Below are 16,110 nucleotides of genomic sequence, written 5' to 3'. Positions count from 1 at the left end.
CATTAATGAAAATACTTATTGTTAATTGTGTTTATGATCCGGAACCAGTGGTTTCTGCCCAAATTGGAAAAGCACTTGCAGAAGAGTTATCTAATAATGGACACGATGTTGAGGTGCTTGCACCTTTCCCATCCAGACCCGCAGGCTTTAAATTTAATGCCGACTTTGTTAAAGACAAAATCAATACCCAACAGCTGAGTAAGACATTAAAAGTCTCTCGCCTGCCTTCTTTTATTTGCCCTAAATCTAATGTACTAGGCCGTTTATGGGAAAGCATCTCATTTGGATGGCATACTTACCGTTATATCCTGGATCATGCAAATGAAATAGATCGGGTGTATATGAACACCTGGCCGTTATTTGGTCAGTATGGAGTAGCAAAAGCCTGTAAAAAAAGGAATATCCCTTATGCAGTACACATTCAGGATTTATATCCGGAGTCTTTAACCAACAAATTACCAGGAGTAATTGGCAAACTGGCCTACCCGCTTCTTTTTAAATTTGAAAAGTATACCCTAAAGAATGCCTCGAAAATAATCGCCATCTCCCGGAAAATGAAAAATTTCATTGCTAGTTCCAGAGCGGTTGATGCGGATAAAATTGAAGTCGTCTTAAACTGGCAGGAACAAAAAGATTTTATTCCTTATGGAGATACATGGCCGTCTACCAAGCGTACATTTATGTACCTCGGTAATATTGGTCCGGTAGCCGGACTTCCTTTAGTCTTAAATGCTTTTATAAAAGCCAATGTAAATGCCCAACTGGTGTTGGCTGGAAGTGGTTCTAAACTGGAGGAATGCAAGGAAATCGCTGAAAAGAATCCGGGATTTGATATTGTATTTCGCGAAGTACCCGGTGGTCAGGTACCAAAGGTTCAGTCTGAAGCACATGTGTTGTTACTTCCAATGATTAAGGGAGCAGCAAGCAGTTCTATTCCATCAAAATTGCCTGCTTATATGTTCTCAGAAAGGCCGATCATTGTGCTTGCCGATAAAGGTAGTGATACTGCGAATGCAGTGATTGAGGCACAATGCGGCTGGGTTGGAGAGGCCGAAGATGTAGATTGGCTGGCCAATACCATTCAGGAAGTTGCTCTTGAGCAGGATGCCAGTCTAAAAAAGCTGGGACTAAATGGGCGCGATTATTGTTTAAGGAACTTTAGTAAAGAGGTAAATTTAACTAAGTTAGTGTGGAGTATTGTCAATGAATAAATTGGTAGAAATAAAAAAACTGAATGAAGATCATATAAAAGAGGTCACACATTTACATGACAACTCTTTTAAAGGGTTCTTTTTAACCTCTCTTGGGAAGTCTTTTCTAGAAGTCTTCTACAAAGGGATCCTAGGCCATGAACATGGATTTGGATTGGGTGCATTCCATGGAGAGGAATTGGTTGGCTTTGCGATTGGAACCAATAATAACACTGGATTTTACAGGGCAATTCTAAAAAAGAATTCTCTAAAAATGCTGCTCGCCTCATTTCCTAATCTGATCGTTAATCCCAGTAGTGTAAAAAGAATCATCTTATCGCTATTGTCATTTAAAAACACAGAGTATAGCGATATTCCAGTATTACTGTCCATTTGTGTTTCTGGAAATAAAGAAGCCAAAGGAATAGGAAAGAAACTTTTGGGCGCATTTGAAAATGAAATTAAAGTAGCTGGAAATTCCCAATTAATATTAACCACGGATGCAAAAGATAACGATTATGTAAACCAGTTTTATGGACGTAATGGTTATATCCTTGTTCAGTCTTTTTTACAACATAAAAGAGAAATGAACCTTTACCACAAAAATGTATAAATATGAAAATTCCCTTTTCTCCTCCATTCGTAAATGAGGAAATTATAGCTGAAGTTGTTGATACTTTGAAATCAGGATGGATCACAACCGGCCCAAAGGTGAAATTATTAGAGAAAGAAGTAACAGAGCTTACGGGATGCCCGGAAGCACTAGGAGTGAATTCATGGACCTCAGGCGCTATTTTAGTCTTAAAATGGTTCGGTGTAAAAGCTGGTGATGAAGTAATTATACCAGCATATACCTATTCCGCTACCGCATTAAGCGTCCTTCATTGTGGTGCTACACCAGTTATGGTAGACGTTCTGGAAGATTTCACTATAGATCCGGTTAAATTGAAAGCAGCCATTACTCCACGTACAAAAGTGGTGATGCCAGTTGACTTTGCCGGATTGATGTGTAACTACGAGGCGATCAATGAGATTATAAAAGATGCAGATATCATTAAAATGTTTAGCCCGGATTCTGAAAAACAAAGTCAGTTGGGACGCATTCTCGTACTTTCTGATGCGGCGCACTCTATAGGAGCCAAGTTTAAAGGAATTCAATCGGGTTGTGCAACGGATATTACGATTTTCTCATTCCACGCAGTGAAAAATGTAACCACCGCAGAAGGTGGAATGATCTGTATCAATTTACCGGAAAGTTTTGACAACGCAGATGAGTATAAGTTGATGCGTCTTTGGTCGCTTAATGGACAAACAAAAGATGCGTTCACTAAATCTTTGGCGGGAGGCTGGAAATATGATATCCTATTCGCAGGCTTAAAAGTAAATATGCCTGATTTATGTGCAGCGATGGGACTAGGTCAAATTCGTATGTATCACCAGTTGATGGCAGAAAGAAATGCTATTGCAAAAAATTACGAGCAATTCTTTGCCGCCAGAGATTGGGCTTTCTGCCCGCTGCTGGAAGATGAACAACGGACTTCCTGTAATCATTTATACGCATTAAGAATCAAAGGCATTACAGAAGATCAACGTGATCAAATGATCGAATTTATAACTGGTCAGGGTGTAGCAGTAAATGTTCACTTTATTCCAATGCCTATGTTAACGGTGTTTAAAGAATTAGGGTATAGAATGGAGGATTATCCACAAGCCTACAAAAATTATTCAGCGGAAATCTCGCTCCCAATCTACCCTCAGCTAACAGAGGAAGAGGTAGCGTATATCTGTGCGGTTGTGGAACAAGCCTATAAAAATATCGCCTAGTGAAAAGAATCTTTGACATTTTTGTTTCTTTTTTAGGGATCATTATCTTGTCCCCGATATTCATTATTCTGATCATTATCATTAAATGTACCTCCAAAGGTGGTGCATTCTACAGGCAAATTAGAGTGGGGCAGCATAATCAGGACTTCGGATTGCTCAAATTCAGATCTATGTATGTGGATTCGGATAAAATGGGCTTGCTGACGGTCGGAAATCAGGATCGTAGAATCACGCCGATAGGAGTAACGATCAGGAAATTTAAATTAGACGAATTACCTCAATTATTTAATGTTCTTTTTGGTCAGATGAGCCTGGTTGGACCTCGCCCGGAGGTCAGAAAGTACGTAAATCTATACAAAGGAGCTGAACTTAAAGTTTTGGATTTAAAACCCGGAATCACAGATTATGCCTCCATTAAATATAGGAATGAGAATGATATTCTTCAACATCAGGGAGACCCTGAAAAATATTATATAGAGGTGATTATGCCCGATAAAATCCGTATGAATTTAAGTTCTTATGAGATGACAAAATCGGTAAGCGGTTCGATTAAAATTATTATTTTAACCATCAGAGCCGTTTTTTTTAGCAAATAATTATCAGCACACACAAGGACTCAGCAAGTATTTATTCGTTATCCATTTGGGTTTAATATAAGCTGGAGTTGAAAAATAATTAGATAGTAGCATGAAAAAAGCATTAATAACAGGTATTACCGGACAAGATGGAGCATACCTTGCAGATCTCTTATTGAAAAAAGGATACGAGGTTCACGGGATTAAACGGAGAAGTTCATTATTCAATACCGATAGGATTGATCATTTATATCAAGACCCTCATGAGGAAAATGTTCGCTTTAAACTTCATTATGGAGATTTAAGTGACTCCACGAATTTAATTCGTATTGTTCAGGAAGTGCAGCCGGATGAAATTTATAACCTGGGTGCAATGAGCCATGTTAAAGTTAGTTTTGATACCCCTGAATATACTGCTAACGCTGATGGAATAGGTACACTACGTATTCTTGAGGCCGTGAGGATCTTAGGATTGGCACAAAAGACAAGAATTTATCAAGCCTCTACCTCCGAATTATACGGACTTGTACAGGCCGTTCCGCAATCAGAAACAACACCTTTTTATCCGAGATCGCCTTATGCAGTAGCCAAAATGTATGCCTACTGGATTACGGTTAACTATAGAGAAGCCTATCAAATGTATGCTTGTAATGGTATTTTATTTAACCATGAGAGCCCGCTTAGAGGGGAAACCTTCGTTACCAGGAAAATTACACGCGCGGTTTCTAAGATCGCATTAGGGCTTCAGGATAAATTGTTCCTGGGTAACCTCGACGCAAAGAGAGATTGGGGCCATGCCAAGGATTACGTAGAAGCCATGTGGTTAATCTTACAGCAGGATGTTCCTGAAGATTATGTAATCGCTACTGGAGTAACAACTACAGTGAGAGACTTTGTGAAAATGTCATTCGCTGAAGTAGGCATCGAACTGGAATTTAAAGGAGAAGGAGTAGAAGAGAAAGCTTTTGTGAAAAGTAATACTTCGGCTTTTTATGTGGAGATAGGAAAAGAGGTCGTTTCTGTAGATCCGGCATATTTCCGCCCAACGGAAGTTGATTTGCTAATAGGTGATCCTACTAAATCCAATACAAAACTGGGTTGGAAACCTAAATATGATTTACCTGCCCTGGTCAAAGAAATGATGGAATCTGATTTAGATCACTTCCGCAAAGAGGTCATGTTGAAAGAAGCAGGATATAAAGTGAAAAATCAATTTGAATAGTTTAAATCAATATTCACCTGAATTTTTTCGATTAATATTCGATGTTGAATCGCATTACTTATACTTTCTAAACTTTATCAATGTGTAAGAAAAGGCACTCATTATTTTTTTGGTTTAATTATTGTTATTTTTGGAAGAACGCATTAATTGGGCTCTATGTTTACTAAACTTGAAATTGTATCTCGCTGGATAATTTTTACTATAGATATCTGTTTAAGTCTACTTGCATTGCTATTTGCTGTAATTCTGCAGCACAATTTTATGATTGATAAAATTAACTTTATAGGATTTTATAAATCAGTACTATTAGTAATTGCAGTGAATACTTTGGTATTCTATAGTGTCAAAACTTTTTCAGGAATTGTAAGGTATACCTCTGCTCAGGATTCTTTTAGGATTTTATTCTCTGTGATCCTAAGTTCACTGATCATATTCTTTACTAATGCAGTAATCATCGTAACGACCGGTTCTTCTGTAGTGAGCAATGTCGCAATTGTCATTTATACATTGTTTAGTTTTTTAATGCTGATTACCTATAGAATCATCGTTAAATACTTCTTTATGTACCTTAAAAATGCGAAACTGGATAAAATCAGGGTCATCATTTATGGCGCTGGAGAGGCTGGAGTAGCAACAAAAAGAACTTTTGATCACGATGTGAAAGTAAATAAAACAATCATTGCCTTTGTAGATGATGATTTACGAAAAGTTGGGAAAACGATAGACGGGGTGAAAATTCTAGACGCTTCTGAACTTGAACACTTGATCGTTAAGCATGAAGTAGACGAAATCATCTTTGCCTCTTACACGATTCCTTCCGATAGAAAAAATCAGGTGGTTGACGTGTGTTTAGCACATAGTGTCAAAATTCTAAACATCCCTTCTCCGGATGTCTGGGCAAGAGGTCAGGTTACCACAGCCCAAATACAGAATTTAAATATCGAAGATCTTTTGAACAGGAAGACCATTGAAATCGATATTGATGGGATCCAACGTCAACTTAAAGATAAGCGAATATTGATCACTGGTGCCGCAGGCTCCATAGGAAGTGAAGTGGTAAGACAACTCTTGAAATTTGAGACTGGATTGATCATTTTATGTGATCAAAGTGAAACCGCTTTACACAACATCTACCTCGAATTAGAAGAAACGAATGCAAATACCAATTTCCATGCTTTTATTGGAGATGTAAAGGATGAGAAGAGAATGGAATTTCTTTTCGAAACCTATAAGCCGCACTATGTATACCATGCAGCAGCATATAAACATGTGCCCCTAATGGAAGACAATCCTGCAGAAGCTATTAAGACAAATGTAATGGGAACCAAAATGATTGCTGATAAATCAGTGAAACATGGTGTTCAGAAATTTGTAATGATTTCTACGGATAAAGCCGTAAACCCAACCAATGTGATGGGGGCCTCCAAAAGAATTGCAGAGATTTATGTACAATCACTAAATAATTCCTTGCACAATACAGATTACATTTTTAGTAATGGCTTAAGTTATATCAATGAACTGAAAGTTAAGCCGATTACGAAATTTATAACCACCAGATTTGGAAACGTATTGGGATCTAATGGATCTGTAATTCCTCGCTTTAAACAACAAATTGAAAAGGGAGGTCCGTTAACCGTAACACACCCGGAAATTACCCGCTATTTCATGACCATTCCTGAAGCCTGCAGATTGGTATTAGAGGCCGGATGTATGGGAAAAGGAGGGGAGATCTTCGTGTTTGATATGGGTAAATCTGTTAAAATTGTGGAACTGGCCAAAAAGATGATCCGACTTGCCGGTTTAGTGCCTAATAAAGACATTATGATCGTATACTCCGGTTTGCGTCCTGGAGAGAAGTTATTTGAAGAGTTATTGAATGATAGTGAAAACACAATGCCTACTTATCATGAGAAAATAATGATAGGACAGGTTCGTGAATACGATTTCACTAATATAGAAATTCAAATGTCTCAATTGTTCAAATACGCATTATCTGACCATTCTACCAAGGTAGTGGAGCAGATGAAAATCATTGTCCCTGAATTTAAAAGTAAAAATTCTATATTTGAAGAGCTGGATGTAGAACGTTCAGAGCTATCTGAAAACGCTCATTGATATACTGTACCCTATGAATTTTAATATGAAATACTTCTTCTGGATAGGAGTTTTGGTGTTTTTTTGCCTAAACACTAAGGCCCAAACACCTAACGTAAACATCCCTTATTCTTATCCCTTTTATCAAAAATTGAATAAATCCGTTTATGATGTAAATAGCCGATCGCATTCTTCTATTAAAGGATATTATGCAGACGATTCTTTATTGGTTCGTCGTTATGATGAATTGATGAAAATGGGTACAGATTCCTTAAACCGTAGATCCTGGGTAAGAAGAAAAGTCACAGAAGAACACCTCCTTAATTTTAAAGGAGAAGATTATGAAGTGTATGCTGATTTTTTACCCGATTTCCAGATAGGAAGAGAGTTTAATCAAGGTAAAACAACCTGGTTGAACACCAGAGGCTATCAAATCGGTGGTAAAGTAGGGGAGAAATTCTCTTTTTATACCAATGGTTTTGAAAATCAAGGCGAATTTGCCAGATACATAGACGATTTTATCAATACAAATAAAGTAGTGCCAAGTCAGATGGCTGGCGATATTAAATTAAATAAGCCGGTTAAAGATTGGGCATATGTAACAGCCTTGCTTTCTTATACGCCAAATAAGCACTTGAATTTCGCATTGGGATATGATAAGAACTTTATTGGTGATGGATATCGTTCCATGCTACTTTCCGATGTTGCAGCAAATTATTCCTTCTTAAGGATTAGAGCAAGTTTAGGGAATGTACAATATCAAACTATTTTCGGTTACATGTTAGATCCCGGTGCACCGAAACTAACTACAGACAGACGTCTGGGCGACCGTGGTAAATGGGCTGCAATGCACTATATAGATTGGAATGCGACTAAAAGATTCTCCATCGGATTTTTCCAGGCAGTTACCTGGGCTGATGCCGAAGTGGAGGGGAAACGTGGTTTTGATTTTAATTATGTTCATCCTTTTATTTTCCTTCGCCCAGTTGAAGGCGCAAATGTGAACTCTCCTGATAAAATGCGTTTAGGTATCAATACTAAATACGAAATTCTGGATAAAACCACTGTGTACGGTCAGTTTATGTTTGATGAATTTGTGGCCAAAGAGGTGTTTAGTGGAAAAGGATTCTGGGCTAATAAATGGGCACTACAAATCGGTGTCAGAGGATCTGACTTATTGAATGTAGAAGGCTTAAATTATCTGGCAGAATTTAATACAGCCAGACCATATACTTATGCTCATTTTGACAGAGTTTCTAATTATGGCGCATCTAACCAACCACTCGCACACCCACTAGGTGCAAACTTTAAAGAAGTATTGGGAATCATGAACTATTCTTATAAAAGATTTGATTTTCAAGGGCAGCTGATGTACGCGAGATATGGTTTGGATCCGGAAGGATCAAACTATGGCAAGGATATTTTTAAATCTTACAATACCAGACAATCTGATTATGGCAACTATGTCGGTCAGGGCATCAAAACCGACCTATACTTCGCCGAAGGCCGGGTAGCATTCCTTTTAAATCCAAAATATAACCTCCGCCTGGAAGTTGGAGGAGTGTATAGAAAGGAAAGTAATACTCTGGGCAATAAGAATACGGGCTTAATTACTTTCGGATTAAGAAGCACCTTCAGAAATCTATATCAGGATATGTAAGCATCCTATTCCAAAAACGACTAAAAAAGCCCAGTTTCATGCGATATTGGGCTTTTTTTATTTCTACACCCTTACTATTTAGGGAATTAATTTGTTACTTTTGGACATTAATTGCTCTCAATGCTAAAAAATCTCAACTTAAGTCAAGCTTTTTCTCAAAGCTTCGCTGCTGTTGGCAAAAGAAATTCTGCCATCTTTTTACCGAAGGGGGATCCTTTAAGATCCATCCCCCTTACTGGAGCGGAACTCCATGAAAGAGCCGTAGAAATGGCCCATCGTATCCTGGGAAATACACAAGTATTAAAGCATCCTAGCCGACCAGTCTTATTGGCGATGTCTCCGGGATTAGATTTTATCATCGCTTTCATCGCAAGTCTGTATGCAGGTGTTACCATCGTACCAATTCCAATTTCAAGGAATAAATTGCAGGAAGAAAGAATCAGAAATATCATCAGTGATTGTAATGCTGAAGAGGTACTCTGTGATGAGAGTGGATATGAAGCTTTAAAAGGCTTCTTGAATTTCCCGCCATTTAAGCTGTATCGAATAACAGGTGATCAGGATACCATTGCTGAGAGAAATATGGAACTGCCTGGATTTTCCAGTACGCTTGATGATCCAGCCTATATACAGTATACCTCCGGATCATTTCAAAAGCCAAAAGGAATTCTACTTTCACATGCCAATGTATTGCATAACCTGAACCTGGTAGGTCTGGTATGTGGTTTCAATGAAGAAATGGTTACAGGGAGCTGGCTCCCTCATTATCATGATATGGGGCTGGGGACTATTTTAGTAAGCTTGATACACGGATCTACGATTGTTCTGATGTCTCCGCTGGCATTTATTCAAAGACCGGTAAGATGGCTTAAAATGATTTCTGATTACAAAGTAGTATTGAGCGGAGCGCCCGCTTTTGCCTATAACCTTTGCTGTAACAGAATCTCAGCAGATGAAATCCTTGATCTGGACTTGTCTAGCTGGAAACAGGCATTTCTTGGCTCCGAAATCGTGCGCAAAAAAGTAATCGACTCTTTTTATGATAAGTTTTCGGCAACTGGCCTTTCTTCAAATTCACTCTTTGCCTGTTATGGTATGGCCGAAGCTAACTTTTTCATTGCAGGAGAACGGTCATTTGGAGAAGATGTAGAAGAAAAGGACGAAGAATTAATAGCGCCATGTTACTTGAGTGAAATCGTTAAAAAGTCGATCATCGTAGTTGATTTCCATACCAAAAAACAATTGCCGGATGGGGAGAAAGGAGAGATCTGGGTACAGTCAGACTCATTGGCAAAAGGCTATATTTTATCCCCAACAGATCATCTCATCCCTGTAAACTCAACTGAATTTACACAAATCTGTGATGGGAAAACCGGGCAATGGTTCAAAACCGGGGATTTAGGTTACCTAAATGGCGATAAACTATATGTGCTTGGCCGACAAAAGGACACCATTAAAGTAAATGGCCTGAATATTTCTGCTGCAGATGTCGAATGGTACGCCGGAGAAGTCAACTCTAATCTGAATCCTTTAGCTGCTGCAGCTTTTAGGGTAAGCGAAGAAGAGGATGGCAGAGCCTGCCTGTTGATTGAAACATTTTCATCAATTCCGATGAATATCGAGGAAATCAAATCACAGATACGGTCGAAAATGATCTCTAATTTTTCATTGGATTTAGAACATATTCTGATCTTAAAAAGTGGTACCTTGGATCGTACATCTAGTGGGAAGATAAGGCGTTACGCCATCGGTCAGGATTTTAATATTCATACTTACGGAAAAAATATCCTGGCTTAGGTCAACTAGATAACGCTGCTTTTTAAGCAAATCATAAGGGGTTCTTAATAATACTGACTGAACGTTTTAATTCTAAAAACATGAACAGTACTTCTGAAAAGATAATAATACCGGAACATTCTCATCCGGGCTTTAGCTATGTATACGATATAGAGGTGGCCAATGAGGTAAATAAAAATAGTGATTTTGCACCTCCTCATATGGAAAAGTACCTGCTCGATTTGCAGGCTGCCAGCGGTAGAGACTTTTCTAACCTGATCCGGGTTTCAGGCAATGCGCTCTTCTTCATGACTGGAAACAAACACATCCAGCTCCGAAAAAAAGTAATGAATACACTAGGGAAGGGGCAGATTAAAGAATGGATCCCGGTTTTTGACCTGGCGATCGATGCGGCAATCCTTAATTTGAAGGATGCAGTAAACCCAGATATCGTAGCAGATTTTACCTATCCTTTATTTCTGGAAACTACCCAGCGCGTGCTGGGAATGAGACCACAGGATCCGGAAAGATTTGACCATTGGACACAACAACTACAGACTTTGCTCCAGCCGCTGCTTCCTTTAAGACAATTGATTAAAATGGAAGCCGGTTTTGGTGATTTGTTAAACCAAATGCGCGAAAGAGACACGCGTGCTAATGAAGAAAGCCCAGTATCACTACTTACCGAGCTGATGGATTTTAAGATGGATGGTTATACCCAGGATGATGTACTTGCGACAATCCTGGTGCTTTATGGTGCTTCTATTAATATCTCCCAGACGATGGCCAATGTGGTTTGGCATTTGCTATCTGCACCCGAAGCCATTCGCAGATGTGCGGCCGATCCGCTATGGGTATCTAATAACCTGGAATATCTTATAAAGATCGGCGCTTCTCCAAGATATATCCACTCCATATCATTGACAAATAAAACAGTTGGTAGTCAGGAATTCAGTAAAGGCGACAACGTGTTGATCGACCTGCTGGAAGTCCATGCAGTAGGCTGCCCATTTGCAAAAGAGAAAAATTGGACTAAAGAAGAACTCGCAGATGATGCACACATCGCATTTGGGAAAGGGATTCACTTTTGTGTAGGTGCTTTTCACAGTAGAGTTCTTATAGAACGTGCCATTCCTAAACTATTCGCCAATTTTCCTGAAATCAACAAACTCAGTGATGTGCCAGATGTGAGTGACCAAAAACAAACAGTAATCCTAAATACCTTAAAAGTTAGCCTAAATCAATTATAATATGCCAGAATTAAACAACACAGAGATTATTGAATTATTAAGAGCAAAGATAGCTGACCATGTGAAAATTGAAATAGATCAGGTAGACCCAGCTAGAAATCTGGATGAAATCGGACTGAGTTCATTACAAGCAGTGATCATCTCCGGAGAATTGGAAGATGTACTGGAAGTTGAAATTGATCCGATGATTATGTTTGAAAATAAAACTATCAATGAAGTAGCGGAAAAAATTATGCAGCTGACCAATGGATAAGTATTTTATCGGCTTATCCACCTCAGGTCATGATCCAGCTTTTAGTGTGGTGAACAGTAAAGGTAATGTCGTGTTCGCGGAAGCGACAGAGCGCTTTGTACAGCAGAAAAGAGCCTGGGGGATAGATGCAGACCACCCTGAACACATCAGGAGCATACTGCCAGACTTGATCAGTCCCGGTGCGGAGATTCTGATGTCCAGAAGCTGGCTTAAAGCAAAAAAGAGTTTGCCAATTGATATTGCGGGGGGACTACTCGTGGAGTCCTCCTCTGCAAAATGGTTGGTGTCTTTACAAGATAAGGTTTTTGCAAATTCAGGCGAAAATTTAAGAGAATACCTGCTATTGAAGGAGAACAACGCTGTGGAGGGCTTTGACCATCACCTTTGTCATGCAGTAAATGCATGTTATAGTACTGATTTAAATTCGGGATTATGCCTGGTTATTGACGGGGAAGGGGAGGTTGGAGCAGTTAGCCTTTACCGGTTAAAAGACCGAATGCTACAGCGGATTTGGCGCTCCTGGGGACCTGGCAGTTTGGGGAGCTATTACGGATGGCTAACAAAAATCTGCGGTTTCGACACCCGTAGGGGTGAAGAATGGAAAGTAATGGGATTAGCAGCCTTTGGAAAACCCCTTGAGTTTATCGTTGAAACTTTAAAAAACCTGATAGAAGTAAAGGAAGGGCGGTTATTGTTTGCTTCGGAAGCACAAATGCGTAATGTAATCGATCAAATAAAACCCTTTTATAGAAAACCAGGGGAAGAACTGATGATGGCTGCCGACTTAGCCGCCAGTGGACAAGCGGCATACGCTTATTTTGCCGATCAGATCTTATCACATTGTGAAAGTTATGGGGAAGAAAATTTAATCCTATCTGGTGGCTGTGCATTGAATTCTTCCTACAATGGCAGCATTGTCGGAAGGTTCTCATTTTTGAATATCCATGTGCCGGCGGCTCCTGCCGATGATGGGAATGCATTAGGTGCGGCATTATTAAGCTGGATGAAAGCAAATCAAACAAGCAGAATTCCTTATCATAATGGATCAGCATATCTAGGTAGGCAAGTAAAAACAGATGCCAAAATTATAAGTACCCTAAGCAAATATGGCGCTTCTTTAAAAGTCACAGACTTGAAAGCAGAGCGTGCTAAAATTATTGCAAAGAAACTCTATGAAGGAAAAATCATTGGAGTAATGCAAGGTGCCGCTGAATTTGGGCCACGTGCTTTAGGCAATAGGTCTATTCTCGCAGATCCAAGAGGAGCGAAGACCAAAGATTACATTAACAATGAGATCAAAGGCAGAGAATCTTATCGCCCATTTGCTCCAATTGTATTTGAACATCAGGTAGCAGATTATTTTCAGAAAGCACATCGTTCACCCTATATGTCCTTTACACTTCCATGGAAATCAGTAATGAGAACAATAGTTCCGGCTGTAGTCCATGAGGATGGAACCGGAAGACTGCAAACGATAAATGAAAGAGAGAATCCATGGATGAGCGAATTATTAACTGAGTTTGGCGAATTGACTGGAGTCCCTGTTTTGTTAAACACAAGTTTCAATGTGATGGGGAAACCAATCGTAAATTCCTTGGACGACGCGCTTGTAGTATTGCTCAACTCTGGCCTTGATGCCATTTTATATGATACTATTCTGGTCGAGAAATAAAACGATAACATGCTATTCCAATCCATAAAGTTCATATTCATTTTTTTTCCAGTTACACTGGCCATTTTTCTGCTACTCAACAAGCAGTATCCAAAACTGGCCTCAGCCCTGCTGATTCTGGCATCGCTGTTATTCTGTGGATATAATGATTTTAGAGCGGTTATTGTCTTAATTGGATCGGCTGTTGTTAATTACCTTTTCGCCTTTATTATTGACAAAAGTAAAGAGGGTTCGCGATTGAAAACGCTCTACCTGGTTACTGGTGTTTTTCTAAATTTCTATGCCCTTTTCTGGTACAAATTCTTTTCAGCAAGTACTCAGCATACCGTACTGAGCAACGACAGTCAAACCAACTTAATCCTGGAATTTGGCATCCCTCTAGGCTTATCTTTTTATACCCTGTACCAGATTTCATTACTTGTCGATATCTACACTAAAAAAGCAAAGCTTTATGATTTTAAAAGCTATTTGTTATCAGTAAGTATGTTCGCTCATTTGCCGGCCGGGCCAATCCTAAGGTATAAAACCTCAATTAAGCAATTTGCTGAACTGGGGATGAAAAACATCACAGAACATAGCATTGCATTGGGAATGAGTTTGTTTACTTTCGGTTTGTTCAAAAAAACCTTGCTGGCCGACCCGATGTCCATGTTTACGACTCAAATGTTTACCAGTATCAACTCCGGTGGGCATTTTACAATCTTAGAATCATTAGCTACAGTTTGGGCTTTCCTTCTTCAGCTATACTTTGACTTTTCTGCCTATTCCGACATGGCCATTGGGCTGGGACTTTGCTTTGGACTAAAATTTCCGGTGAATTTTAACTCGCCCCTTAAAGCGATTTCCTTTACGGATTATGTGGCAAGATGGCATATCTCCCTGATTGCATTTAATCGGGACTATATCTTTGTTCCAGTGTCCAAGCTAATGTTAAAACTTTTAAAAGGAAATTCGCCCTCTAAATATTACCTGGCTGGAATTGTGGCCACAATGGTCGTCTATATTTCTATAGGCTTCTGGCACTCGCCATCCCTGCAATTCTTATTCTCCGGTGTATTGATCGGTCTGATTCTGACACTAAGCCAACTCATCATGATGGTATTGGGAAAGTGGTTCCCATTGAAGCTAAAGATGGGGCCTGTTGGGACGAGATTGAACCAGATAAAAGTGCTGCTCACCGCTGGTATTGCCGGTAGCTTATTGATGCTAAAAGACCTTCCTTCCTTCTGGTCACTGCTGGCTGGCTTTGGGAGATTAGATCTGAATACTAACAGAGGACTGTGGTTTTATTTGAATCAGTCTGTCGGTAACAATGATTTTTTTTCTATGATAAAAAAACCGATTTACCTGTTTGGTTATGAGGAATTTATGTTGCCCTTCCCTATTTTTATCCTTATATGTTCTGTATTTGCACTAAGAGGACCTAACAGCATGGAAATTTTTGGATTAAAAGCACACAGCGGTAGTAAATGGAGTCAACGGATCAGTTGGAAACCTACTTTAACTTTTGGGCTGGTTACCGGCTTTTTATTAGCACTTTATTTGATCATCAAAATGGACAATAGAGTATACCAGGATTTTCTTTATGGACAATTTTAAGCTTTTGATGTTGAACTGGCGGAAACATCGCTTCTTAAGAGGGGTTGTGATGGCTATGGCACTGTTTCTTTGTGTAATTGGTTTATTGAATTATTTCACGGATCCGTACTGGTACAAGGAAAATCGGACCAGGAACTTCAACTATTACCCCATAAACGAAGTGGTGAATGTGATCCCAGTGATGAATGTGTTCAGGCTTTATGCTAAAGGACCGGAAGTGAAGTATAGTATAATCGGTACTTCCCATATACTTCGTGGCGTATCCGATGCGGATCAGCCCGCTCTTGAAAAGATCGCCGTTTCGGCAATGGATATCAGCGAAAGTACCGAAGTGCTGAAAAAGATTTTATCAGAAGCCACAGTCCCGAAAACAATCTTTATCGAAGTTTGTGGCATTAATAATGAAGCAAATATTAGAGATGGTAGCTTTTACACTAAGGTGTTTAGTCTAAGAACGACCATATTTTCCTTAAGAACGATTAAGTACAACCTATTTAATCAAGACCATAACATAAGGATACTTAAGCAACCAAAAAATCCGGATACGCTAAAATCCTTAGTGGAACTGAATGGCGAAATTATACCCTTGCGACCAATTACAAATGAAGAGATCCGCATGATGGATGAAATGTGGATGGTAAATCATCAGCTTAAAAATAACCTGCAGCATAAGGTGGTTTTTTTCATATCACCATTGCCAAAGGAAACAATGGAAGAGGAAAAATATAAACTGATCAATCAACAGGTTTCGAAACAAATGCAGGGATTAGTGGACTCCATGCAACTCCGAAGTCATCGCCTCAAATTCGGATTTATAAACCTGGCAGACACCAAAATTGGGAACGAATACCAGTTTCGTAATGGGAATTTTTATAAAGGATGGTATGATGGAACCCATTTTAAACCCATCATCGGAACACAGGTAGTCCAATATTTGATCGATCATGCTAAATAGCTGATCTCCTTTCTCCTATTCTTATCATTTTTGATATTCC

General features: G+C 39.2%; 13 protein-coding genes. All 13 read left to right on the top strand.

Going from position 1 to position 16,110, the window contains the following annotated elements; genetic code table 11:
- Nucleotides 1-5: 5 nt before the first annotated feature.
- The 13 genes from R2S10_RS11960 (at nt 6) to R2S10_RS11900 (ending at nt 16,070) form a co-directional block, all read left to right on the top strand.
- Nucleotides 6-1,211, top strand: coding sequence for a glycosyltransferase family 4 protein (locus tag R2S10_RS11960; RefSeq protein ID WP_316840671.1), 1,206 nt, complete (start codon nt 6-8; stop codon nt 1,209-1,211).
- Nucleotides 1,204-1,803: a GNAT family N-acetyltransferase gene (locus tag R2S10_RS11955; RefSeq protein WP_316840670.1), complete on the top strand. Its 600-nt coding sequence runs from the start codon at nt 1,204-1,206 to the stop codon at nt 1,801-1,803. Before R2S10_RS11960 ends, R2S10_RS11955 begins: the two co-directional genes overlap by 8 nt.
- 2 nt (nt 1,804-1,805) lie before the next feature.
- On the top strand, nt 1,806-3,014 hold the full coding sequence (locus R2S10_RS11950; RefSeq protein ID WP_316840669.1) for a DegT/DnrJ/EryC1/StrS family aminotransferase: 1,209 nt from the start codon (nt 1,806-1,808) through the stop codon (nt 3,012-3,014).
- Complete coding sequence (locus R2S10_RS11945; protein WP_316840668.1) at nt 3,014-3,610, top strand: sugar transferase; 597 nt, start codon at nt 3,014-3,016, stop codon at nt 3,608-3,610. Before R2S10_RS11950 ends, R2S10_RS11945 begins: the two co-directional genes overlap by 1 nt.
- 91 nt (nt 3,611-3,701) lie before the next feature.
- A complete protein-coding gene (gmd, locus tag R2S10_RS11940) occupies nt 3,702-4,811 on the top strand; it encodes a GDP-mannose 4,6-dehydratase (protein WP_316840667.1) in 1,110 nt (369 codons plus the stop codon).
- 156 nt (nt 4,812-4,967) lie between these two features.
- The gene (locus R2S10_RS11935; protein ID WP_316840666.1) at nt 4,968-6,926 is read left to right on the top strand and encodes a nucleoside-diphosphate sugar epimerase/dehydratase; all 1,959 of its coding nucleotides are present in this window, start codon (nt 4,968-4,970) and stop codon (nt 6,924-6,926) included.
- Between the two features lie 13 nt (nt 6,927-6,939).
- A complete protein-coding gene (locus tag R2S10_RS11930; protein ID WP_316840665.1) occupies nt 6,940-8,565 on the top strand; it encodes a gliding motility protein RemB in 1,626 nt (541 codons plus the stop codon).
- A 120-nt stretch (nt 8,566-8,685) separates the two neighbouring features.
- Nucleotides 8,686-10,362, top strand: a complete 1,677-nt coding sequence (locus tag R2S10_RS11925; RefSeq protein WP_316840664.1) for an AMP-binding protein — start codon at nt 8,686-8,688, stop codon at nt 10,360-10,362.
- An 80-nt stretch (nt 10,363-10,442) separates the two neighbouring features.
- Nucleotides 10,443-11,591 (top strand): cytochrome P450, encoded by a 1,149-nt coding sequence (locus tag R2S10_RS11920; protein ID WP_316840663.1) that lies wholly within the window; start codon nt 10,443-10,445, stop codon nt 11,589-11,591.
- A gap of 1 nt (nt 11,592) precedes the next feature.
- On the top strand, nt 11,593-11,844 hold the full coding sequence (locus tag R2S10_RS11915) for an acyl carrier protein (RefSeq protein ID WP_316840662.1): 252 nt from the start codon (nt 11,593-11,595) through the stop codon (nt 11,842-11,844).
- Nucleotides 11,837-13,516: a carbamoyltransferase gene (locus R2S10_RS11910; RefSeq protein ID WP_316840661.1), complete on the top strand. Its 1,680-nt coding sequence runs from the start codon at nt 11,837-11,839 to the stop codon at nt 13,514-13,516. Before R2S10_RS11915 ends, R2S10_RS11910 begins: the two co-directional genes overlap by 8 nt.
- A 9-nt stretch (nt 13,517-13,525) precedes the next feature.
- Nucleotides 13,526-15,115, top strand: a complete 1,590-nt coding sequence (locus R2S10_RS11905; protein WP_316840660.1) for an MBOAT family O-acyltransferase — start codon at nt 13,526-13,528, stop codon at nt 15,113-15,115.
- Nucleotides 15,102-16,070, top strand: coding sequence for a hypothetical protein (locus tag R2S10_RS11900; protein WP_316840659.1), 969 nt, complete (start codon nt 15,102-15,104; stop codon nt 16,068-16,070). The genes R2S10_RS11905 and R2S10_RS11900 overlap by 14 nt, the downstream gene beginning before the upstream one ends.
- Nucleotides 16,071-16,110: the final 40 nt, after the last annotated feature.

The sequence above is a fragment of the Pedobacter gandavensis genome, assembly GCF_032678745.1.
Taxonomy (GTDB): Bacteria; Bacteroidota; Bacteroidia; order Sphingobacteriales; family Sphingobacteriaceae; genus Pedobacter; species Pedobacter gandavensis_C.
This window is presented reverse-complemented; position numbering and strand designations above follow the sequence as displayed.